This window comes from Actinomycetota bacterium (genome assembly GCA_035697485.1).
GTDB lineage: Bacteria > Actinomycetota > UBA4738 > UBA4738 > HRBIN12 > JAOUEA01.
This window is the reverse complement of record DASSCU010000029.1, coordinates 42,352-63,343: the sequence shown is the minus strand read 5'-3', so window position 1 is coordinate 63,343 and position 20,992 is coordinate 42,352. Positions and strand designations below refer to the sequence as shown.

Below are 20,992 nucleotides of genomic sequence, written 5' to 3'. Positions count from 1 at the left end.
CGTTCCTTCCTCTTCAACCTCCCGAGGTTGGAGCACGGGGTGCCGCGGTGCCCGGGGTCCACGCGCGACCGGGGGCCAGCACGTTCGCGGGGTCGAACGAGGCCTTCAGACGACGGTGCACGTCGGGGACGGGGAGGGTGCCGCCCAAGCCTCCGGGGCCGCGGATGGCTGGTGCGACGCCCCCGGTCCCCTCGACCCGCCGGCGCACCGCCACGATCTCGCCGAGGCTCGCTGCGCCGACCCACGCGATGCCGACGCCCGCGAGCGCTGCGTAGTTCGTCGACCCCGCGAGGATCCCGGGAAGCGACGACGGCACGACGGCGACCTCGAGAACCGTGCCTCCGTCGGGCCACAACCACCAGGGGATCCGCGGGAAGGACGAGTCCTCGTCCAGCGCGACGGTATCGCCGGCGAGCCTCGTCACCGCGGATGCGAGCTCATCGATCTCGTCCGGCCAGCCCTCCAACCGCACCTCCAGTCCCTCATGCGTCCCCAGAACCCCTGCGACGAGCGGCACCTCGGCCGCGATCGTCGTCGCGAGTGCAACGTCGCCCACCGCGACCAGCGTGCGCCGACGCTCGGGCATCGGCCGCACCTTCAGCGCGACCTGCGTGATCACGCCGAGGGTGCCGAGCGACCCGGTCATCAGCCGGTGCACGTCGTAGCCGGTGACGTTCTTCACCGTGCGTGCACCGCTCGTCACGACCCGGCCGTCGCCCGTGACGAGCTGCATCTCGACGACCGTGTCCCTGAGCGCTCCGACGCGCAGCCGCCGCGCCGACGTCGAGCCTGACGCGATCACGCCGCCGACCGTGGCGTCGGCCGGGGCGTCGGCCGGCCATTCCTGCCTGTGCTGGGCGAGCAGCTCGGCGAGGGCTCCGCAGCGCATGCCCGACTGGACGACGACCAGCATCTCGTCAGGCTCGTAGGCCACGACCTGGTCGAGCTGCGTGGTCCACAGCTCCACGTCGACGTCGGTCGGGTTCCCCTTGTCGAGATGGCGTCGCCCCCCGACGACCAGCACACTGATGCCGTCCTGCGACGCGGTGCCGAGGGCTTCGGCCACGTCGACCACGGTGCGCGGGTGGATCAGATCCACGAGCCCTCCGGCAAGTCGGCCGCGTCGGACGCCGCATGCCCCGATCCCGTCGCCGCGATCGCGAACTCGCCGCACCGCGCGCCGTCGGGGAGCACCTTCCGCGGGTTCATGCGCCCGTCGGGATCGAACGCCGCTCGCAGGCAGGCCTGAGCGGCCAGGTCCTCGGCCGAGAACACGAGGGACATGAAGTCGCGCTTCTCGAGCCCGATGCCGTGTTCGCCGCTGAGCGCTCCGCCGGCGTCCACGCACAGGCGCACGACCTCGTCGCTCGCCCGCAGCACCCGCTCGAGCGTGCCGGGCACCGACCGGTCGAACGAGAAGAGCGGGTGCAGGTTGCCGTCGCCCGCGTGGAAGACGTTGGTCACGATCAGGCCGTGGCGCTCGGCGATCGCGTAGACGCCCCGCATCACCTCGACGAGCTTCGTGCGCGGGACCACGCAGTCGTGCAAGTGGTAGTGCGGAGCGATCTGGGCGATCGCACCGAACGCGGACTTGCGACCCTTCCACAGCAGGGCTCGTTCGACGTGATCGCTGGCGACGCGAACGCTCGAGACGCCGTTCGCGTCGGCGGCTGCCTCCACCTCGTGCGTCTGTGCCGCGACGCCGGCATCGGTCCCGTCGACCTCGACCAGCAGCACTGCCGCGGCGTCGACCGGATAGCCGGCGTGGGCGAAGGACTCGACCGCGCGCACGATGCCCTGGTCCATCATCTCCACCGCTGCCGGCACCACGCCGCGGGCGATGATCGCCGAGACGGTGGCGGCGCACGCCTCGACCGTATCGAAGCCGAAGAGCATCGTCCGCACGGCGGGCGGTGTCGGCAGGATGCGCACGCAGACCCGAGTCACGATGCCGAGGGTGCCTTCGCTTCCGACGACCACGCCCCGCAGGTCGTAGCCGGCGGCCTCCGGCCCCTCCGCGCCGAGGCGCTCGAGCGAGCCGTCGGGCATCACGACGTCGAGCGCGAGCACGTGCGCGCTCGTGACGCCGTACGCGAGGCAGTGCGGGCCGCCCGCATTCGTGTTCACGTTCCCGCCGATCGAGGAGGTCTGCTGGCTCGACGGGTCGGGGGCGTAGGTCCAGCCCATCGGACGAAGGTGATCCGCGAGGTCCAGGTTCGGAAGGCCCGGCTCCACCCAGGCGAGCCGGTCCTCGGGACGGACCTCGACGATGCCGGTCATGCGGGCCGTGGCGACGACGAGGGAATCGCCGATCGGTGTCGCAGCACCCGCGAGGCCGGTGCCGCTTCCCCGGGGCACGATCGGCAGATCGTGGGTGACGGCGGCTCGCACGCACGCCTGCACCTGCTCGGTCGTGGTGGGCAGGGCAACGAGCGCGCATCCGCCCTCGACCATCGACGCGTCGCGCGCGTACAGACGCAGGGCGAGCGGGTCCGAAAGCACCGCCTCGGGGCCGAGTGCGGCTTCCAGCTTGCGGCGGGCGGCGTCGACGTCGGCCATGACCGCAGGCTACCGTTCGACCATGGGTGCATGGGCGGAGCTCGAGGTCGGGGACCCGGAGCTCGCGGCGTTCGGGCGCGAGCGGTTCGAGGGGAAGGTCGTGTTCCACGCGACGCTGCGTCGCGACGGCGCCCCGCGCCTGCACCCGGTCTCACCGTGGTTCGGCGCCGGCCTCCTGCTCGTGGGCTTCCGGGCACGGAGCCCGAAGAACGATGAGGTCGCGCTCGACGGCCGCTACGCGATGCACTCGGCGATCGATCCCGACAACCACGAGGGCGAAGGCGGCGAGTTCCTCGTGCGCGGATGGATGGAGCGCGTCTCGCTCGACCATCCGGGCGCGGTCGCGGTGCCGTACGAGGCGGAGTACGAGCTCGCGATCTACGCCTGCTCGGTCGAGGAGGCCGTCGGCACGACCTATCCCGGGGGCGGATCGCCGGTCTATCGACGGTGGAAGGGCTGAGCCGCGCCCGTCAGGCGACGCGGCCCGGGGAACCGTCGCCGGCACTGAACGGCAGGCCTTCGGCGGCCCACGCTTCCATGCCGCCCTCGACGTTGTAGGCCTCGAAGCCTCGTGCCTGCAGCATCATCGTGGCGAGCTCGCTGCGGTTGCCCGAGCGGCAGATCACGGCGATGGGTCTGTCGTGGTCGAGATCGGATCCTGCGCCCGCCATGATCGCGTTGAGCGGCAGGTAGACGGCGCCCTCGATGCGCCCCGCCTCCCACTCGTACAGCTCCCGGCAGTCGACGAGCTGGATCTCATCCAGCCGGTCGTGGACCGCGCGGACGTCGGTGAGGGCCTCGTTGGTCGTCCGATCGCTCATTGCAGGTGCAAATGCTACCAGCGAGGTGGACTTCAGCCCGAACGTCGTCGCGCGGTGTCGAGCGCCCCGCGGAAGACCTCGAGGTCGCGCCGGGAAAACAGCACGAACCTGACCAGCTCGACGGCGGTCTCGGCGTCCGTCACGGCGGCGATCGCGACCGGCGCCGCCAGATCGACGGGGTAGCCATAGATGCCGGTCGAGATCGCGGGGAACGCGACCGTGCGAGCGCCGAGCTCGTCGGCCACGCTGAGTGCCGCGCGATGACAGCTCGCGAGCAGCTCGGGGTCACGCGCCGAGCCCGAGTAGATCGGACCGGCCGCGTGGATGATCCACCGCGCGTCGAGGTCGCCCGCGATCGTCGCGACCGCCTCGCCGGTCGGCAGCGGGGTCCGCCCGCGCTCGCGGATCACGCGCTCGCGATCGGCGAAGGCGTCGGGTCCGGCCGCGTCGGTGATCGCGCCGTCGACCCCGCCGCCGGGGAGCAGGGCCGTGTTCGCCGCGTTCACGATCGCGTCGATCGACTGCTCGGTGATGTCGCCCTGCAGGAGCTCGATCCGCGCGGTCACGGACCCATCGTACGGACCACCGCCGCGAGAACGAGGCGCTTGCCCGACGCGACGGCCGGGCGTCGTCGGTAGGCTCACGGCGTGGACCTCGACCTGCTCGTGCTCGGTGACGCCAACCCCGACCTCGTGATGCGCGGCGATGACGTCGTGCCGGCGTTCGGACAGGCGGAGCGACTGGTCGACGACGCATGGCTCACGGTCGGCGGCTCCGGGGCGATCATGGCGTGCGGCGCCGCGCGCCTGGGGCTTCGTGTGGCGTTCGTCGGCGTCGTGGGTGACGACCTCTTCGGAACGTACATGCGCGAGCAGCTCGCCGCGCGCGGGGTGGACCTCTCGGGTCTCGTAGTCGACCCGCAGCGGCCGACCGGGGTCACGGTCGTCCTCTCCAGGCCGGACGATCGAGCGATCCTCACGGCGCCCGGCACGATCGGGGAGCTACGCGTGTCGTCGATCGATCCGGACCTGCTGGCGTCGGCGCGGCACATGCACGTGAGTTCCTATTTCCTGCAGCCGGGTCTCGCGAAGGATCTGCCGCGAGTGTTCGCCGACGCACGTGGGCGCGGCGCGACCACGTCCGTGGACCCGAACTGGGACCCGAGCGGCGCATGGGACGGAGGCCTCGACGGGTTGTTGCCGTGGGTCGACGTGCTGCTGCCGAACGAGATCGAGGCCACCCGCCTCGCGCACACATCGGACCTGGAGGTGGCGATCGCCACGCTGCGCGGTCGTGGGCCGCTCGTGGTGGTGAAGGCGGGTGAGCGCGGAGCGATCGCATCCGGCCCCGGCGAACGCCTGCGGGTGCCCGCGGTGCCGGTCACGACCGTCGACACGACCGGGGCGGGGGACTCCTTCGACGCCGGCTTCGTCGCCGCGATGCTCGACGGGGAGTCGCTCGAGCGCTGTCTCGCGATCGCGAACGCCTGCGGTGCCCTCTCGACGCGGGCGGCCGGCGGCGTCGAGGGCCAACCGACGATGCAGGAGGCGCTCGGCACGGTCGCGGCGGGGAGCGCCGCATGATCGTCTGCCTCGCGGCGAACCCGTCGGTCGACAAGCTCTTCGAGATCCAGCGGCTCGTGCGGGGGGACATCCACCGCCCCGACGGGTTCGTCCAGGTGCCGGGTGGCAAGGGGCTCAACGCCGCGCGCGCGGCCCACGCGCTCGGAGCGAGCGTGATCGCGGTCGCGCTGTTCCGAGGGCACACGGGCAAGTGGCTCGAGGAGATGCTCGGTGCGGAGGGCGTGCGCGTGCGCTCCGTGTGGACCCACGGCGAGAACCGCTCGTCGCTGTCGGTCGCCGACCGAGAGACCGGCGGCCTGACCGAGTTCTACGAGCACGGCGCCGACGTGCCGTCGGCGGCGTGGGCAGAGCTGCTGCACGCGGTGGAGACGACGTGGGAGCCCGGCGGCTGGTTCACGATCAGCGGCTCGACCCCCGTCGGCGCCCCCGACCAGGGCTATCGCGACCTGGTACGGGACGCGCGAGTGGAAGGCGTGCGGGTCGCGCTCGACGCGGAGGGGGAGCGCCTGCGGTTCGCCCTCGAGGCCCAACCCGACGTCGTGAAGGTCAACGCGTCGGAGGCCAGGGGCCTGCTCGGGGTGCCGACGTCGAGGCGCGACGACGCGCTCGCGGCGGCCGCGAAGCTGCGGGCGCTCGCCGGCGGTGACGGCCACGCCGGGGTCGTGACCCGCGGCTCGCAGGGCGTCGTGCTCGCCACCCCGGACGGCACGCTGTTCGAGGGGCGCCTCTACGTGCGCGGACGCTATCCGGTCGGCAGCGGCGACGCCTTCCTCGCGGGGTTCGTGACGGCGCTCGACCGGGGCGACGACTGGGAGTCCGCCCTGCGCCTCGGGTTGGGGGCGGCGACGGCGAACGCCGAGATGCCCGGCGCCGGCACGCTCGACCCCGCCCGCGCAGCCGCGCTCGCCGATCAGGCCGAGGTGCGACAGGCGTAACGCATACTGATCGGGTCCGAACGTTCGTCCTCGGCGCCTCCGAGGGCGGCGCATCGCCCCGGAGGTCACCCCTGGTCGGTCAGCGCAGCCGCGAGATCCGTCCCGACGCCGCCGTGCGCGGGCTCTTCCTCACGTTCGGGTTCGTGATCGCGGCGTTCTTCCCGTTCCTCGCGCTCTACCTCGACGGCAAGGGTCTCACCGAGAGCGGGATCGGTCTCGTGATCGCCGCGATGGCGGTCGCACGCATCGTGTTGAACCCCCTGTGGGGACACCTCGCCGACGCGACGCTCGGGCGGCGGACGTCGCTGCAGATCGGGGCGTTCCTCTCGGCGGTGTTCGGCCTCGTGCTCGCCGGGGTCGACGGCGTCGTGGCGATCGCGATCGCAGGGTTCTTCCTGGCCGGCGCGATGGTGAGCACCGGCCCGAACATCGACGCGATCACGCTCGAGCACCTCGGTGCCGACCGCATGAGCGACTACGGCAAGGTGCGGTCGTGGGAGAGCTTCACCTACGCGATCGGGTGCCTCACGCTCGGCTGGATCTTCCAGACCGCGGGCATCGAGTGGGCGATGCCGATCTACGCGCTCGCGAGCGTGCTCGTGTTCGCCTGGTCGTTCACCGTGCCGCGCGACGTCCCCCGTCACGAGGCCGCGACCGGGGGGAGCCGGCTCGGCACGGTGGGGGCGGTGTTCCATCACGCGCCCCGGTTCTGGGGGTTCCTCGCGGCGCTGTTCCTCGTGTGGACGGGGTTCAACGCCGCGTGGAACTTCGTCGGGCTCAAGATCGCGAGCGAGGGCGGTGGCCCGCTGCTGATCGGCATCGGCACCGCCGTCGGCGGGCTGGTCGAGGTGCCGATGATGCGCTCCAGCTCGCGCCTGCAGGCCCGGCTGGGGCTCCGGCGTGTCTACGCCCTCGGGTGCGCGGTCTACGCGCTCGGGTTCCTGCTCTGGGGATCGATCTCGAATCCCACGATCGTGTCGCTGCTCACCGTGCTCGAGGGCATCGCGTTCAGCATGCTGTTCACGACGGGCGTCGTCGTGGTCGGCCGCCTGCTGCCCTCGTCGCTGTACTCGACCGGGAACTCGGTCGCCCAGATGGTCGGCTTCGGCCTCGGCCCGATCCTCGGCGCCGGCCTCGGCGGGTTCGTCTACGAGACCGCGGGGGCGATGACCCTGTATGCGGGCGCGTCGGCGCTCGCGCTCGCCGGCGGGGTGGTGGCCTGGTTCGCGCTGCGCGGGCCCGAGCTCGACCGTCCGCTCACCGAGGCCGACGATGTGCCGGCCGATCCCTCCATCGCGCCGCCGGAGCCGCTGGGGTGAGGTCGTGAGCGGATCGCAGGCCCGCACGGTCGCGGCGCACCGCGATCTCGTGGCCGGCCTGTTCCCGGAGCTCGCGCTCGGGTCGTTCGAAGCGATCGTCGGCGGGTGGACGTGCGACACCTACCGCGTCGATGGCGAGTGGATCGTGCAGCTGCCTCGCACGCCGTACGCCGAGGAGCGACTCCTCCGCCAGATCGAGGTGCTCCCCGAGCTCGCCCGCGAGGTCTCGGCGGCGGTGCCGATGCCCGAGCTCGTCTCACGGGAACCGGTGTGCATGGGGTATCGGGCGCTCCCCGGCGATCCGTGCCACCGGGTTGGAGACGGCGGCGTGTGGCCCGAGCGGCTCGGGCGTTTCCTCTACGATCTGCACCTGGTGCCGCCCGAGTTCCTCGGCATGCGAGCCGTTCCCGCGCAGTCGGTCCGCGGTGGGCGGCAGGCCGAGTGGGCGCGCCTTCGCGATCTCGCCGCCCCCCACATGCAGGCGCACGAGCTCGATGCCGCGTCGGCGGCCATCGACGGGATGTTGGACGACGATGCCGCATGGCGGTTCGCCCCCAGCGTGACCCACGGCGACCTCGGCCCCGACCACGTGCTCGTGTCGGCCTCGGGTGACCTGTCGGGGGTGCTCGACTGGGAGGAGGTCGATGTGGGCGATCCGGCGTGGGACTTCGCCTGGTGGCTGCGCGAGATGCCGTCGGTCGGCGAGCGGGCGCTCGCCGCGTACGGCGGTGCGCCGGACCCTGGCTTCGCGGTCCGCGCCCGGCTCTCCTTCGTGATGATGCCGCTGCACGAGCTCGACCACGGCCTCGAGGCCGGCCTCTCCGAACTCGTGGACTCGGGGCTCGCGGGCTTCCGTGCACGACTGGCGGTGCTCGGCGGAACGGGTGCGCCGATGGCCTGACCTGCGCGTTTGCAGCGCGACGCCGCCGCCGGGACGATGAAGGGCCGAGGGCGCTCGAGGAGGGATCCGATGGGTGAGGCTCAGAAGGACAAGCGCATCGTCGACAAGGCGAAGGGCACGGCCGGCGACCTCGCCGGAAAGGCAGCCGGCACGGCGAGCACGCTCGCGGGCAAGGCGGCGGAGGCCGCCGGTGGTCTGGTCGAGAAGGCGGAGCCGATCGTCGGCAAGGCGAAGGACGCGACGGGCGACCTCTCGTCGAAGGCCGACCCGGTGCTCGACAAGGCCCGCGCGGCCGCCGGCGACCTCGTCGTGAAGGTGCAGCCGGTCGTCGACAAGGCGGTCGGAGCCAGTGGCGACCTGCTCGACAAGGCGAAGGGCATGCTCGACAGCAAGAAGGCCGCGGGCGATACCGACCAGGGCGCCGCAGGCGGCGGCACCGATGGCGAAGCCGAGGCATAGGGGGGCGTCGTGGTCAACGCGTACATCCTGATCCAGACCGAGGTGGGCAAGGCCGGCCAGGTGACCGAGCAGATCCGGGCGATCGAGGGCGTGGTCGCGGTCGACCCGGTGACCGGGCCTTACGACGTGGTCGCCCGCGCGGAAGCCGCCGATCTCGACCAGCTCGCGAAGGCCACCGTGATGCCGATGCAGGAGCTCGAGGGCATCACCCGCACGCTGACCTGCCCGGTGCTGCTCCTCTGAGAGGGAAGAGGTTGCCCGGCCTCCGTGTTTAGTTGCGTTGTCAACTGAATCGAAGCACAGGGAGGCGACCACGATGACGATCACGATCCGGCGCGACGACGAGATCAGCGACGTCGACGGCGACTGGTTCCGTGCACGCTGGCACTACTCGTTCGACTCCTACCGCGACCCCGACTACGTCTCGTTCGGCACCCTGCGGGTGTTCAACGACGACCGGCTGGTGCCCGGCGCGATCTGGCCGATGCATCCGCACCGCGACATCGAGGGTCTGACCTACGTCGTCGAGGGCTCGTTCCGCCACCAGGACGACGTCGGCGGCGCGCCCGGCCCACTGCCCGCCGGATCGGTCCAGCGCATGACGCTCGGTCGCGGTGCCTGGCACTCGGAGCAGAACGCGAGCGAGGCCGAGCCGATGCGCTTCATCCAGATGTGGATCATGCCGTCGGAACGGGGCCTCGAGCCCGGCGTCGAGCAGAAGGTGTTCACGACCGAGGATCGCACCGACACGCTGCTGAAGGTGATCTCGGGCGACGGCGGCGACGCCGTGCTCGTGCACCAGGACGCCCACGTGTACGTCTCTCACCTCAACCCGGCCGCGACGATCACGCACGACCTGCTCGACGGCCGCGGCGTCTATCTGTACGTGATCGAAGGCGACGTGGCAGTGAACGGCGAGCGCATGGAGACAGGTTCCGCGGCGCAGATCAGCGGCGAGTCCCTGGTCGAGATCACGGCGTCGGCGCCGTCGGAACTGATCCTCGTCGACGTCGCCTTGTAGCGACCGGCGAGGCTACTCGTCGACCTTGACCGGGAACGGCAGGGCGACGGGGTCCACGAACGGGGAACGACCCTGCTCGTCGAAGCGGTCCATGCGGAACCGCTCGGGGTGTTCGACGACGTCGGTCCGGCCATCGAGCAGCAGGTCGGCCGCGATTCGCGACACCGCCGGGCCCCACATCATCCCGTGTCCGCACGCGCTCGCGATCGACGCGCCCTCGATCTCGGTGCCGTCTCGGAGCACGAGCGGACCCGTCAGCGGGAAGTGGTCGGGGGTGTACTCGATCGTCGCGGCCCACGCCTTCTTGATGCCGAGCCCCCTGGTCGCAGGCACCAGGCGGTGCAGGCGGCGTTCCATCTTCCGAAGGTAGGTCCAATCGATCGAGCGGCCGGGGCCCGGTTCCTCGGCGGGGTTCGACATGCCCCACAGGAAGCCGCCCTCCTCGGGCCGCCAGTAGATGCCCTTCGCGATGTCGAACGCCATCGCGGTCGTGTCAGCGTGGAGCGCCTCGCTCGGCTCGGTCACGACGACCTGATGGCGCGCGTACCCCACCCACGCGCGCGCGCCGGCGGCCTTCGCGACCGCCTGCAGCGCGGGACCGCCCGTGAGGAGCACGCGCGCGGCTGCGATGGTGCCGGCGGTCGTCTCGACGCCGGTGACCACGCGGCGACCGCCGCGCCCGGCGCGGGTGCGCAGGGCGGTGAAGGCCACACCTTCCCGCACCTCGACGTCGGCTCGCTGCATCGCGAGCGAGTAGGCGCGCACGTTGCGAGGCGGGTCGACCCAGCCGTCGGTCGGCACGTACGAGCCGCCGCGGAAGCCGGTGCCCTCGGCCATCGCCGGGATCAGACGACGCACCTCGCCGGCATCGACCCACCGAGCGTCGAGGCCGGTCGTGCGTTGCATCGCGATGCGCTCGTGGGTCTCGCGCTCGTCGGCTGCCGACACCGCGAGGATCACGTAACCGCGGCCGACGAAGGCGGAATCGGTGCCGTACCGCTCGGGCTGTCCCTCGTAGAAGCCGATCGACCAGCTGCCGAGCCGCACGGTGTCGGGGGAGCCTCCCTGTGCGCGCACCATGCCCGCCGCCCGGCTCGACGCGCCGAGCCCCACGAGGTCGCGGTCGATCACCACGACGCGCTCCATGCCTGCCTCGCGTGCGAAGACCGACGCCCAGCCGCCGACCGTGCCGGCGCCGACCACGACGAGGTCGGCTGCGTCGCGCTTGGCCATCGGCCCTCGATCCCTTTCCGTTCGAACCCGTCGGTCGCCGCGGCCGAAGTGTAGAGGAGCCCCCGGGCCACGAAGGAACGTCCGCATGCATACAGTCAGCGCGATGGAGCAGCTCGAACCCTCCCGCAGCTCACGGCTGCTCGGCCCGCAGGCGCCCGTGCCTCCGGCACCGGCCGATGGGCGGACGCTCACCGAAGAGGTCGTCGTCGTGCTGATGCTCTCGCTGCTCGCGAGCGCGGTGTACGCGATCCTCAGTCTGCTGGAAGCACCGCTCGCCGGCACGATCGTCGCCTCGGCGAACCAGAGCACGCAGCTCGCCCGCCAGCTCGCGGCGTTCGTCTTCGGGTTGGCCCCGGTGTTCCTCGTGGTGCACCTCGTGCGTCGCTCGGGCGAGGGCCTCGGGGCCGTCGGGCTCGCCGCCGATCGTCCCCGCCCCGATCTCACGAAGGGCCTCGGGCTGTTCGCGGTCGTCGGCCTCGCGGGCCTCGGCATCTACCTGGCGGCGGTCGAGCTGGGCGTGAACCGATTCGTGATCCCGGCGCCGCCGCTCGGCCATTGGTGGACGGTGCCGGTGCTGCTGCTCTCGGCGCTCGAGGCGGCCCTCGTCGAGGAAGTGATCGTGCTCGGCTACCTCGTGACGCGGCTGCGCCAGCTGTCGTGGTCGCCGCTCGCCGCGGTCGTCGGAAGCTCGGCGCTGCGGGCGTCGTACCACCTGTATCAGGGGTGGGGCGGCTTCCTCGGGAACCTGGCGATGGGCCTGCTCTTCTCCGTGCTCTTCCTGCGGTGGCGTCGCACGTGGCCGTTCGTCGTGGCGCACTTCCTGCTCGACGTGGCGGCGGGGCTCGGCTACATCCTCTTCCGCGATCGGCTGCCTGGTTTCTAGGCCGGTCTCTAGGCCGGCTTCTAGGGCCGATCGGGGGTTCCGTTCCCGGGCTCGCGGCGGGTACGATGCGGCTCCGCCGATCGGGGCGGACGGAGGTCACACACACGATGTCTTCGGTGCTCGACTACCTGCGCGGGCGGGCCGTGCCGTTCGTGGTCTTCCCCGATCCCGAGGCCGAGCTCGCGGAGCAGGTCGCCGAGCGCCACGGCCTCGACGTCGATGAGCTGGTGCGCACCGAGGTGGTCTCGAACCGCTTCGGGTTCGCCCTCATGGTCGTGCCCTGGGATCGTCGGCTCGATCTCACCCTCGCCCGGCGGGCGATGAACGACCCTGACGCCCGCCTCGCTACGAGGGACGAGCTGAGGCGGAAGGTCCCCGAGTTCGACCCCGACTCGTGGCCGCCGCTCGGACTGTTCCTGCTGATGCCGACGTTCGTCGATCGCGCGGTGGCCGGGCGCGATCAGGTGGTGTTTCCGGCCGGCACACCCGGCACGTTGGTGTGCCTGCAGACCGACGAGCTGTTCGGCGACGACCCGGTCGTGATCACGGCGCTCACGACCGACACGATGAAGCGGGAACCGGTCGGCACCCGGCGCGGGAACCTCTGGGCGGTGCGGCCCGAATCGGAGCACCCCGCGATCGGCTGAGCTGGTTTTCACAGCCCACGCTCCGTCGTTAAGGAACTCCGCGGTTCGGTCCCTGTCTTTCCACATGCCTGAGATGCAGGATGGCCGGGTGCATCAGCAGCTCGACTCGACCGCGATCGAGCAGGTCTTCCGGGAGCAGCACGCGCGGCTGTGGAGGTCGCTCGTGCTGTGGTCGGGCGACCCCGACGTGGCGAGCGACGCCGTCGCGGAGGCCTTCGCGCAGGTGCTTGCCAGGGGCGACGAGGTCCATGACCCGGCGGCCTGCGTCTGGCGGGCGGCGTTCAAGATCGCCGGCGGTGAGCTGGCGAACAGGCGGACGTCGAGGACCCTGGCCGACGAGCCGGCCGTCGCCGCTCCCGACGAGCTCGTCGACGTGATCCGCGCGCTCGCCGCGCTGACGCCGAAGCAGCGAGCCTCGGTCGTCCTCGCCGACTACGCCGGCTATCCCCACGCCGAGATCGCCCGCCTCCTCGGATCGACGGCCTCGGCGGTCGGCGTCCACGTGCATCGCGGCCGGCGCAAGTTGCGAGCGCTTCTGGAGGTATCCGATGACTGACATCCGCACCCGTCTCGCTCAGATCGACCGGCTGGAGCCTCCGGACGACCTCTGGGAGGCGAGCACGAGCAGGCCACCGACGTTCGACCGGTCGCCCGCGCCGAGGGTGCAGACCGGATGGCGCAAGGCCGGCGTGATCGCCGTCGCCTTCGCCGTGTTCGGCGCGGCCGTGCTGTTCGCGTGGTCGGTCCTCGACGTCGAGGCGGAGCCACCGACGCCGCCATCGGTGCCGGCGTCGGATCCGTTCGCGAGCCTCCCCGCCGGGTGGACGGAGCTGCCCGAGCCCCCCGAGATCAGGTGCTGCTCGGTCGAGGCCTGGACAGGCACCGAGCTCCTGATCTGGGGAGGGCACGTCGGGTTCAGCGACGAATCCATCGACACCGGGTGGCGCTACGACGCCGAGGCCGGGGAGTGGCGACTGATGCCCGCCTCGCCGCTCGGCGCGCGGTCGCAGGCGGCGGGCGTGTGGACCGAGAGCGAGCTGCTCGTGTGGGGCGGCGCCGACTTCCGAACCGACTACCCCTACGACACGTACGACGACGGCGCGGCGTTCGACCCCGCGACCGATCGCTGGCGGATGCTGCCGCCTGCTCCGATCGACGGCCGGCAACCGCTGGCGGTGTGGACCGGCGAGGAGATGATCGTCTGGGGCAGCACGGACCGCGAACAGCGCAGGGTCGACGGGGCGGCCTACGACCCCGAGGTCGATACCTGGCGACCGATCGCCGACGCACCGATCGAGCTGACCGATGCCACCGCCTCGTGGACCGGCGAGGAGATGATCGTGTTCGGGGCTGCGTTGCACGGGGGGAACCGGCCGGAGTCTCGGACCGCGATCGGGGCAGCCTACGACCCGGCGACCGACACGTGGCGGCAGATCGCCGACTCAGAGCTGAACACGAACGCGAACACGTCCGTCTGGTCGGACGACAGACTCCTCGCCTTCGACTACGGGCTGGATTCCGCTGCCTACGATCCCGACGCGGACCGCTGGACCTCGACGGGCCGGGTTCCCACGGACGAGTGTGAGGACGTCCCGTCATCCGTCATCGCCGGCACGGCCTACGGACGCCTGTGCGGCGGCCTGGTCCGCTTCGACCCCGAGCGGAACGAGTGGCGGTCGATCGATGCGCCGGCGAAGGACTTCTTCCCGGACGAGATGTTCGGCGCCGGATCGACGTTGTTGGTGGAGGGGGTCGTGGGCCGGTTCGGCGAGGGCGACGACGTCCGCCTCTTCGCGTACCGATCCGTGAACGTTCCGTGACAGCTGTCGACGGCGCTTGCCGATGTCGGAGTCAGCGCGTACCGTAGGAGTCGGGATATCCCATCAAGACCGAACCCCGGCCAGCGCGCCGGGGATTCGTGTTTCTCGGGGCCTGTTCGGGGCGCTCGCCGCCCCTGCTACGTGAGATCTCGCGGGATCGTCCGCTCCCAGCGTCGCCGGAACCGTTCCTCGCCGTCCTCGTGCACGACCAGGTCGATCGTCGCGCGGTACGCCTCGGCGTCGCTCTCGATCACTACGTGGGTCCGGGAGTTCACGGTCGCCTCGGGCCAATGGATCTCGAATGCCGCCTCGCCGTGCGCCGACGCCTTCCCCGGGTCGGTCGTGGAGACCGACACGACGCCGTCGTAGTGGCTGTTCATCGACGGCACGTGGTCGACGGGCTCCTCCTCGAACGTGCTGCCGGCGTTCGCCGACGTGATGCGCCGGAGCACGTCATGGGCGACCGACCAGCGCACGCCGGCCACCGGGTCGTCGTCATCGTCCTCGCCTGGGTCGCTGCGGTGGGGCGGGGGCAGCACCGGGCGCTCCTCGATCGGGCTCGGGCCGTCGATCACCGGGAGCTCGAGCGTCGTCGCGGCCCGGTCGATCGTGATCGTCACGGGGCGCGGCGGCGACCATGTGTTCGGCCAGTCGGTGCCGGCGAGGTCGAGCCGCAGGGCATGGCCCGCTTCGAACGTCCACGACGCGGCTTCGATCTCGAGCTCGACGTCGACGAGCTCGCCGACCGGCATCGGCGACGGCTGCTCCCGCGAGTCGCGGTGCGTGAGGTTCAGGATGTTGCGCGCGACGAGCGACGAGGTGCCGTCGGGGAAGACGTCGCAGAGCTTCGCCGACAGGTATGCGACCGGCTCGCTCGTGGCGATGCGCACCCGCACCCGCGCGTGCCCGAGGATCTCGAACTCCCGCTCGAACGGCGCCCAGGTGTATGTGAGGGAGTAGAGCTCGTCGGGACGCTGGTCGTCGGGCTGGCCCCACGGCAGCACGCCGGCGCAGGAGATCCACGCGGTCCGGCCCACGTCGCCGCGCACGTCGAGCTCGTCGGGGCCGGCGCCGGGGCGGTTCGCCGTCGCGTCGGCGAGCGGCCAGGTCTCGGGGCGCAGTCGCTCGGGCGGCCACATCGGCTCGTACCGCCACTCGCCGTTGACGATGGGGCGGGCGGGAGCCGGCAGGGTCGAGCGCTGCGCGTACAGCACGATCGGCGGCTCGCGGTCGATGCCGTTGTCGACGCCCTTCAGCCAGCGGTCCCACCACCGGATGTGCTCGGGCAGCAGGTCGTGGTTCGGTCCCGGCAGCGAGGTGTCGGTCCCGGCGTGCGCCCACGGCCCGAAGACCAACCGCTTCGGACATGTCAGGCGCTCGAACGTGCGGAAGGAGTTGTTGCGGTAGCCGTCGGCCCAGCCGGCGACGATCATCGTGGGGCACGCGATCGCCTCGTAGTCGACGCAGAGCGAGCCCTGCTTCCAGTAGTCGTCGAGGCGCTGGTGCTCGAGCCACGTGAGCACCCATGGCTCCGTGCCCTCGAGGCGGCGCGCCCACTCCTCGCGCCATCCTTCGCCGTAGATCGGCGGCGCCGGCGGCAGCGCGTTGCTCGCGACCATGTAGCTCGGGTAGTCGATCTGGTCGAGCTGCTTCACGACGCCGCCCTGGAAGTGCACGTCGTCGCCGAATCGATCGTCGGTGGCGTAGATCGGGATGATCGCCTTCAGCGCGGGTGGTCGTTCCATCGCGATCTGGATGCTGTTGAACCCCGAGTAGGAGTAGCCGTACATCCCGACCGTGCCGAGCGACCAGGGCTGGGTCGCGAGCCACTCGATCACCGTGGCCATGTCGGTGCGCTCGACGAGCGGGTACTCGTCGGTCGCGATGCCCTCACTCGACCCCGTGCCGCGCACGTCGACGCGACACATCACGTACCCGGCCTCGGCGAGGCGCCGGTACTCGCTGCGCGAGCGGCCGGTGATGTCGTCCTTGCGGTAAGGGAGCGCCTCGAGCACGGCCGGCCACGGGCCGTCGCCCTCGGGCAGGTAGAGGGTGGCGGCGAGCCTGACGCCGTCGGCCATCTCGATCGACACCTGCCGCTTGTTCGCGGACCCCAGGCTCGTCATGGCGGCGAGGGTACCGGCGCAGGGCTCGCCCGACGGCCGCCCGCGCGTCGCGCATGCGACCGGCGGTCAGGTCCGGCGGGGCTAGGTCCACCCCCGGAACCAGACGCGCGCTTTCCACATCGCGTCGGAGATGCGGCTCGCGGTGAGGATCGGCCACATCCAGAGGAAGAGCCCGACCGCCGCCGCCACGTAGCCCCAGACGAACGGCAGGTAGGGCCGGCGACGGCTGATCGCGGGTTCGCCGGTGTCGGGGTCGAGCGCGACCTCGCCGGTCCCGCGATCGCGGATCACCAGGTGCGCCGCGGCGAGGTCGCGCAGCGTGTACACAGCGGCGAGGGCCATGAACGGTGTGAACGGCAGCGCGTAGAAGAAGAACTGCGGTCGAGCGACGAGGAACCACGGCAGGTAGAGGCCGGCGAACGCGACCACCATGAACCCGGGTGTCCAATCGCGCTTGCGCCACCACGCCCACGCGCAGTAGGGGATCGTCCACATCGTGCCCCAGAACAGCACGGGGTTCCCGACGGCCAGGATCTGTCGGATGTCGGGGCCGAGGTCCTCGACGAAGTAGTTCACGGGCCGGAGCATCGGGATCCAGGTCCACGCCTTCGAGTAGTAGACGTGCGTCGGGGTGAACGTGTCGGTGGCCGGGTCGAGCGCGGTCGCCCGCAGGTCGCGGTGGTAGCGCCACATGTCGCGGTGCTGGGTGAGGAAGTCGGCCAGGCTCGGCTCGAAGTGTGTGAACCACGGGATCCACGCGAGCGTGTAGACGAGGAGCGGCACGATCGCGAACGCGATCACGACCCCGAGCGTCTCCATTCCCAGCGTGCGGACGAAGGCGTTCTTACGGGTCCGTCCCTCTCGTCGACGCCGGGTCGTCTCCCAGATGTAGGTGAGCAGCACCGCGGCCGGGATCGCCATCGCGCCCGACCACTTGACCGCCGTCGCCGCCCCGAACGCCGCCCCGGCGGCGAGTCGCCAGGGCCGCAGGAACGGCGAGGGCACGCGCAGGCGCGACGGAGGATCGCCGGGCTCGTCGTCGTCCGGATCGCCGGCCTTAGCGCCCTCGGGCTCGACGGCAACCGGCGTCGAGGCGGCGGCCCACTCGGTGCGGCGGTCGATCCAGCGCCGGTCGAGCAGGAGCATCAGGAAGCCGAGCGACACCCAGAACGTCAGATGGATGTCGAGCAGGGCGATCCGCGAGTGCACGACGTTCAGGCCGTCGACCGCGATGAGCAGTCCGGCGACGAACGTCCACACGGGCCTGCCGAAGAGCAGCTGGGCCATCAGCGCGGTGAAGACCGCGACGCCGATGCCCGCGAGCGCCGACGTGACCCGCCATCCGAACGAGCTCATGCTGAATGCCCTGATGCCGAGCCCGATCGTGAGCTTGCCGAGCGGAGGGTGCACCCACGCCCCGGTGTCCCACTCGTTCTCGAGCCAGTACCGCTCGTCGCCCGAGTCGAGCCGGCATTCCTCTGGCCTCGCGTCCGTGACCTGGATGCAGCCGGCCTTCGCGTAGTAGGTCTCGTCGAACACGAGCTCCTGCGGGTCGTCGATCGCCGCGTAGCGGATCACGCCCGCGATCGCGGCGACGGCCAGCACGGCCACCACCGGTCGGTTCATACGATGCGACGGGCCCGGCATCGCGTCAGGGTACTTGCGGCCGATCGCGCAGCCGCACGACGAACTGGCACCCCTGGAACACGTCGGTGATCGAGGCGGTCTTGTTGTCGACGAGGCCGACGCTCAGGCCGTGTTCCTGCACGACGCCGAACGTGAGGTCGGTCGCGACCCTCGAGGCCTTCTTCGGCCAGCAGACCCAGAGCCGTCCGGTGGGATCGAGGGCGCGCTGCAGCCCGCCGAACCGACGTTCCATCGCGCGGCGCTCGGTCGCGAACAGGACGGCGACGTCGATGCCTTTCGTGGCCCTGCCGAGGAAGCGAACCCCGGGCGGAAGCGGTGCCTGCCCCTGGGCCCGGAGGAGGTCACCGAACCCGTCCGGGGCATCGACCAGCACGACCCGCGACCCCTGCCGGATGCCGAGCTTCTTCCACAGAGGGGTGCCCGAGTAGTGCCTGTGTCCCTCCGCCATGGCTTCCCCGTCGTGGTCCTTCCGCCGGTAGGCGCGCGAGGCACATCCTGCCACCCTGGAACGTATGGGCGGAACGCTGTGGCTCGTCGCCACCCCGATCGGCAACCTGGGCGATCTGTCCACCCGCGCCCGCGAGGTCCTGGATCAGGTCGATCTGATCGCGTGCGAGGACACGCGGCGCACCGGCCGTCTGCTCGCGGGGCTCGGGATCAAGGCCACGCTCGTGTCGTACTTCGAGGGCAACGAGCGGGAACGGGTCGACGAGCTGTTGGCGCGCCTCGGGGACGGCGACGACGTGGCCCTCGTGAGCGACGGGGGGACGCCCGCCGTCTCCGACCCGGGCTACCGGCTCGTGCGCGCCTGCATCGACGCGGGCGTCGAGGTGCAGGTGGTGCCCGGACCGTCGGCGGCGATCGCCGCGCTCGTCGTCTCGGGCCTGCCGACCGACCGGTTCGTCTTCGAGGGGTTCCTGCCCAGGAAGCCAGGCGAGCGGGTGCGCCGCCTCGAGTCGCTGCGGCACGAACCGCGCACGATCGTCGTGTTCGAGTCGCCGTTGCGCGTCCAAACGCTGCTGCGCGACGTGCTCGTGGCGATCGGCGATCGGGAGGTCGCGGTGGTGCGGGAACTGACGAAGCTGCACGAGGAGGTCCTGCGAGGTCGCGTGAGCCAGGTCCTGTCGCGTCTCGGCGATCGCGAGCTCAAGGGTGAGGTCGTCGCTGTGATCGGCGGGGAGCGCGTGCGTCCGGCGCCCGACATGTCGGCCTGTGCCGACGAAGCCCGTGAGCTGGTGGCCGGGGGCATGCGCAAGCGCGATGCGGCGCACGCCGTGGCCGAGCGCCACGGTGTGAGCGTGAACGAGCTGTATCGCGCGCTCCTCGATGACTGACGTCGGCGGATCGAGGGCGAGGTCGCTCCGCTAGGCTCGCCTGCACGATGGACGACGCTTTCCTGCAGGAGATGACCGAGGGGTACGCGTTCGACGAGCCGTCACTGCTGCTCGGCGCGCCGATGCTCCACGGAGAGGTCGCGGCGACCGCGCCTGTGCGGCTCCCGTTGTCGATGGCGAATCGCCACGGGCTCATCGCCGGGGCCACCGGCACGGGGAAGACGAAGACCCTGCAGATCCTCGCGGGGCAGCTCTCCGACGCCGGGGTACCGGTGTTCGTGAGCGACGTGAAGGGGGACCTCACGGGACTCTCACAGCCGGGTGACGCGACCGGCCCGATCGCCGAACGGGCCCAGCAGCTGGGCGTCACGTACGAGCCGAAGGCCCACCCGGTAGAGCTGCTGTCGTTGTCGGGGGCGCTCGGGGCCCAGGTGCGCGCCACGGTGTCGTCGTTCGGGCCGATCCTGCTCGGCAAGGTGCTCGACCTGAACAAGACCCAGGTCTCGGTGCTGACGCTCGTCTTCGCCTACTGCGACGACCAGCGGCTGCCGCTGCTCGATCTCCCCGACCTGCGCACGGCGCTGAAGTTCCTCTCCTCCGACGAGGGCAAGCCAGCGCTCGAGGAGTACGGCGGATTCTCGAAGGCCACGATCGGCGTGCTGCTGCGGTCGATCGTCGAGCTGGAAGCGACCGGGGCCGACGCGTTCTTCGGGGAACCGGAGTTCGACGTGCACGACCTGATGCGCACGACCGACGACGGCCACGGCATCGTGACGCTGCTCGAGCTCGCCGACGTGATGGACCGGCCGAGGCTGTTCTCGACGTTCATGCTCTGGATGCTCGCGCAGCTCTACGCGCAGCTGCCGGAAGAGGGCGACCTGCCGAAGCCGAAGCTCGCGTTCTTCTTCGACGAGGCGCACCTGCTCTTCGACGACGCGAGCGATGCCTTGATGGAGCAGATCGAGCTCACCGCGCGGCTGATCCGCTCGAAGGGGGTCGGCGTCTATTTCGTGACGCAGGGACCGACCGATGTGCCGTCGTCGGTGCTCTCCCAGTTGGGGAACAGGGTGCAACACGCGTTGCGGGCGCACACCCCCGAGGACGAGTCGAACCTGCGGAAGACCGTCCGCACGTTCCCGAGGAGCGAGCACTACGACGTCGGCGAGACGCTGACCTCGCTCGGCATCGGGGAGGCGTTCGTCACCGTGCTCACGCCCGAGGGCGTCCCGACGCCGCTGGCCGCGACCCGGCTCGTGCCGCCCGACTCGCTGATGGACGCCGTCGACGAGGCCACGCGCCAGGGGTTGATCGCCGCGGGGGCGCTGCGGCCGAAGTACGCCGAGGCGGTCGACCGCGAGAGCGCCCACGAGATGATCACGGCTCGCCTGAACGGCGCGGCGGACGTCGTGGCCGGCGAGCCCTCGGCCGGTCCGGCGGGCGCTCCGCTGCCACCACCTCCACCCGGAACCCCGCCGCCGAAGGTCGAGCCGGCGCCGAAGCCGTCGGGCACGGCGAAGGTCTCGACGAAGTCGAAGGCAGGCGCCGGAAGCGGGCTGGGCGATGACGTGAAGGACATCGGCGTCGGCTTCGCGAAGGACATGCTCACCACGGCCGACGGTCGCCGCACGCTGCGCACCGTGTTCGGCGCCCTCTTCGGCAAGAAGTAGCGCTCCCGGCGGTCAGAGCTGTCGCGATGGCCTTGGG

Annotated in this window: 22 protein-coding genes; 14 read left to right on the top strand and 8 right to left on the bottom strand. The window is 71.3% G+C overall.

All coding sequences use genetic code 11. The features are described from left to right. Nucleotides 1-13 precede the first annotated feature (13 nt). Both VFI59_08730 and VFI59_08725 read right to left on the bottom strand, forming a co-directional pair. Nucleotides 14-1,099: an FAD-binding protein gene (locus VFI59_08730; GenBank protein ID HET6713777.1), complete on the bottom strand. Its 1,086-nt coding sequence runs from the start codon at nt 1,097-1,099 to the stop codon at nt 14-16. Beyond that, a complete protein-coding gene (locus VFI59_08725; GenBank protein HET6713776.1) occupies nt 1,090-2,559 on the bottom strand; it encodes an FAD-linked oxidase C-terminal domain-containing protein in 1,470 nt (489 codons plus the stop codon). The genes VFI59_08730 and VFI59_08725 overlap by 10 nt, the downstream gene beginning before the upstream one ends. A 22-nt stretch (nt 2,560-2,581) precedes the next feature. On the opposite strand from VFI59_08725, the gene VFI59_08720 reads away from it, so the two are divergent. Beyond that, on the top strand, nt 2,582-3,019 hold the full coding sequence (locus tag VFI59_08720; GenBank protein HET6713775.1) for a hypothetical protein: 438 nt from the start codon (nt 2,582-2,584) through the stop codon (nt 3,017-3,019). A 10-nt stretch (nt 3,020-3,029) separates the two neighbouring features. Here the strand turns inward: VFI59_08720 and VFI59_08715 are convergent, their stop codons facing one another. Further along, on the bottom strand, nt 3,030-3,380 hold the full coding sequence (locus tag VFI59_08715; GenBank protein HET6713774.1) for a rhodanese-like domain-containing protein: 351 nt from the start codon (nt 3,378-3,380) through the stop codon (nt 3,030-3,032). Nucleotides 3,381-3,412: 32 nt separating this feature from the next. Next, complete coding sequence (locus tag VFI59_08710) at nt 3,413-3,946, bottom strand: O-acetyl-ADP-ribose deacetylase (protein HET6713773.1); 534 nt, start codon at nt 3,944-3,946, stop codon at nt 3,413-3,415. Between the two features lie 81 nt (nt 3,947-4,027). Between VFI59_08710 and VFI59_08705 the strand changes: the two genes are divergently transcribed. The 7 genes from VFI59_08705 (at nt 4,028) to VFI59_08675 (ending at nt 9,598) form a co-directional block, all read left to right on the top strand. Continuing rightward, nucleotides 4,028-4,963, top strand: a complete 936-nt coding sequence (locus VFI59_08705) for a carbohydrate kinase family protein (protein HET6713772.1) — start codon at nt 4,028-4,030, stop codon at nt 4,961-4,963. Further along, nucleotides 4,960-5,898: a PfkB family carbohydrate kinase gene (locus tag VFI59_08700; protein HET6713771.1), complete on the top strand. Its 939-nt coding sequence runs from the start codon at nt 4,960-4,962 to the stop codon at nt 5,896-5,898. The genes VFI59_08705 and VFI59_08700 overlap by 4 nt, the downstream gene beginning before the upstream one ends. A gap of 113 nt (nt 5,899-6,011) precedes the next feature. Continuing rightward, the gene (locus VFI59_08695; protein HET6713770.1) at nt 6,012-7,217 is read left to right on the top strand and encodes an MFS transporter; all 1,206 of its coding nucleotides are present in this window, start codon (nt 6,012-6,014) and stop codon (nt 7,215-7,217) included. 4 nt (nt 7,218-7,221) lie between these two features. Further along, complete coding sequence (locus VFI59_08690; protein HET6713769.1) at nt 7,222-8,118, top strand: phosphotransferase; 897 nt, start codon at nt 7,222-7,224, stop codon at nt 8,116-8,118. A gap of 69 nt (nt 8,119-8,187) precedes the next feature. Continuing rightward, nucleotides 8,188-8,577: a hypothetical protein gene (locus tag VFI59_08685; GenBank protein ID HET6713768.1), complete on the top strand. Its 390-nt coding sequence runs from the start codon at nt 8,188-8,190 to the stop codon at nt 8,575-8,577. 9 nt (nt 8,578-8,586) lie between these two features. Further along, entirely contained in the window at nt 8,587-8,820 is a 234-nt protein-coding gene (locus VFI59_08680) for an Lrp/AsnC ligand binding domain-containing protein (protein ID HET6713767.1), read from the top strand. A gap of 73 nt (nt 8,821-8,893) precedes the next feature. Continuing rightward, nucleotides 8,894-9,598, top strand: a complete 705-nt coding sequence (locus VFI59_08675) for a pirin family protein (GenBank protein HET6713766.1) — start codon at nt 8,894-8,896, stop codon at nt 9,596-9,598. Between the two features lie 12 nt (nt 9,599-9,610). Here VFI59_08675 and VFI59_08670 read toward each other — a convergent pair whose 3' ends face one another. Then, a complete protein-coding gene (locus VFI59_08670) occupies nt 9,611-10,831 on the bottom strand; it encodes an FAD-binding oxidoreductase (protein ID HET6713765.1) in 1,221 nt (406 codons plus the stop codon). Between the two features lie 103 nt (nt 10,832-10,934). On the opposite strand from VFI59_08670, the gene VFI59_08665 reads away from it, so the two are divergent. From VFI59_08665 to VFI59_08650, 4 genes are all read left to right on the top strand, one after another. Beyond that, on the top strand, nt 10,935-11,714 hold the full coding sequence (locus tag VFI59_08665) for a type II CAAX endopeptidase family protein (protein HET6713764.1): 780 nt from the start codon (nt 10,935-10,937) through the stop codon (nt 11,712-11,714). 107 nt (nt 11,715-11,821) lie between these two features. Continuing rightward, nucleotides 11,822-12,361 (top strand): YbaK/EbsC family protein, encoded by a 540-nt coding sequence (locus VFI59_08660; GenBank protein HET6713763.1) that lies wholly within the window; start codon nt 11,822-11,824, stop codon nt 12,359-12,361. Nucleotides 12,362-12,425: 64 nt separating this feature from the next. Beyond that, a complete protein-coding gene (locus VFI59_08655) occupies nt 12,426-12,917 on the top strand; it encodes an RNA polymerase sigma factor (protein ID HET6713762.1) in 492 nt (163 codons plus the stop codon). Then, nucleotides 12,910-14,181, top strand: coding sequence for a hypothetical protein (locus VFI59_08650; GenBank protein HET6713761.1), 1,272 nt, complete (start codon nt 12,910-12,912; stop codon nt 14,179-14,181). The genes VFI59_08655 and VFI59_08650 overlap by 8 nt, the downstream gene beginning before the upstream one ends. Nucleotides 14,182-14,318: 137 nt before the next feature. Here the strand turns inward: VFI59_08650 and VFI59_08645 are convergent, their stop codons facing one another. The 3 genes from VFI59_08645 to VFI59_08635 all read right to left on the bottom strand — a co-directional run bounded on the left by VFI59_08645 (nt 14,319) and on the right by VFI59_08635 (nt 18,402). Further along, nucleotides 14,319-16,307, bottom strand: coding sequence for a CocE/NonD family hydrolase (locus tag VFI59_08645; protein HET6713760.1), 1,989 nt, complete (start codon nt 16,305-16,307; stop codon nt 14,319-14,321). Between the two features lie 81 nt (nt 16,308-16,388). After that, nucleotides 16,389-17,954, bottom strand: coding sequence for a phospholipid carrier-dependent glycosyltransferase (locus tag VFI59_08640; GenBank protein HET6713759.1), 1,566 nt, complete (start codon nt 17,952-17,954; stop codon nt 16,389-16,391). Between the two features lie 4 nt (nt 17,955-17,958). Further along, entirely contained in the window at nt 17,959-18,402 is a 444-nt protein-coding gene (locus tag VFI59_08635) for a DUF3052 domain-containing protein (GenBank protein ID HET6713758.1), read from the bottom strand. A gap of 64 nt (nt 18,403-18,466) precedes the next feature. Between VFI59_08635 and rsmI the strand changes: the two genes are divergently transcribed. Together rsmI and VFI59_08625 are read left to right on the top strand one after the other, a co-directional pair. Further along, a complete protein-coding gene (gene rsmI / locus VFI59_08630) occupies nt 18,467-19,288 on the top strand; it encodes a 16S rRNA (cytidine(1402)-2'-O)-methyltransferase (GenBank protein HET6713757.1) in 822 nt (273 codons plus the stop codon). Nucleotides 19,289-19,335: 47 nt separating this feature from the next. Continuing rightward, nucleotides 19,336-20,955, top strand: a complete 1,620-nt coding sequence (locus VFI59_08625) for a helicase HerA-like domain-containing protein (protein ID HET6713756.1) — start codon at nt 19,336-19,338, stop codon at nt 20,953-20,955. Nucleotides 20,956-20,992 lie beyond the last annotated feature (37 nt).

What these genes read in the sequence shown, in the direction of transcription:
- VFI59_08725 (HET6713776.1), bottom strand. Translation starts at nt 2,559, where the DNA reads ATGGCCGACGTCGACGCCGCCCGCCGCAAGCTGGAAGCCGCACTCGGC.
- VFI59_08720 (HET6713775.1), top strand. Translation starts at nt 2,582, where the DNA reads ATGGGTGCATGGGCGGAGCTCGAGGTCGGGGACCCGGAGCTCGCGGCG.
- VFI59_08715 (HET6713774.1), bottom strand. Translation starts at nt 3,380, where the DNA reads ATGAGCGATCGGACGACCAACGAGGCCCTCACCGACGTCCGCGCGGTC.
- VFI59_08700 (HET6713771.1), top strand. Translation starts at nt 4,960, where the DNA reads ATGATCGTCTGCCTCGCGGCGAACCCGTCGGTCGACAAGCTCTTCGAG.
- VFI59_08685 (HET6713768.1), top strand. Translation starts at nt 8,188, where the DNA reads ATGGGTGAGGCTCAGAAGGACAAGCGCATCGTCGACAAGGCGAAGGGC.
- VFI59_08675 (HET6713766.1), top strand. Translation starts at nt 8,894, where the DNA reads ATGACGATCACGATCCGGCGCGACGACGAGATCAGCGACGTCGACGGC.
- VFI59_08670 (HET6713765.1), bottom strand. Translation starts at nt 10,831, where the DNA reads ATGGCCAAGCGCGACGCAGCCGACCTCGTCGTGGTCGGCGCCGGCACG.
- VFI59_08665 (HET6713764.1), top strand. Translation starts at nt 10,935, where the DNA reads ATGGAGCAGCTCGAACCCTCCCGCAGCTCACGGCTGCTCGGCCCGCAG.
- VFI59_08660 (HET6713763.1), top strand. Translation starts at nt 11,822, where the DNA reads ATGTCTTCGGTGCTCGACTACCTGCGCGGGCGGGCCGTGCCGTTCGTG.
- VFI59_08655 (HET6713762.1), top strand. Translation starts at nt 12,426, where the DNA reads ATGCCTGAGATGCAGGATGGCCGGGTGCATCAGCAGCTCGACTCGACC.
- VFI59_08650 (HET6713761.1), top strand. Translation starts at nt 12,910, where the DNA reads ATGACTGACATCCGCACCCGTCTCGCTCAGATCGACCGGCTGGAGCCT.
- VFI59_08645 (HET6713760.1), bottom strand. Translation starts at nt 16,307, where the DNA reads ATGACGAGCCTGGGGTCCGCGAACAAGCGGCAGGTGTCGATCGAGATG.
- VFI59_08640 (HET6713759.1), bottom strand. Translation starts at nt 17,954, where the DNA reads ATGCCGGGCCCGTCGCATCGTATGAACCGACCGGTGGTGGCCGTGCTG.
- VFI59_08635 (HET6713758.1), bottom strand. Translation starts at nt 18,402, where the DNA reads ATGGCGGAGGGACACAGGCACTACTCGGGCACCCCTCTGTGGAAGAAG.
- rsmI (HET6713757.1), top strand. Translation starts at nt 18,467, where the DNA reads ATGGGCGGAACGCTGTGGCTCGTCGCCACCCCGATCGGCAACCTGGGC.
- VFI59_08625 (HET6713756.1), top strand. Translation starts at nt 19,336, where the DNA reads ATGGACGACGCTTTCCTGCAGGAGATGACCGAGGGGTACGCGTTCGAC.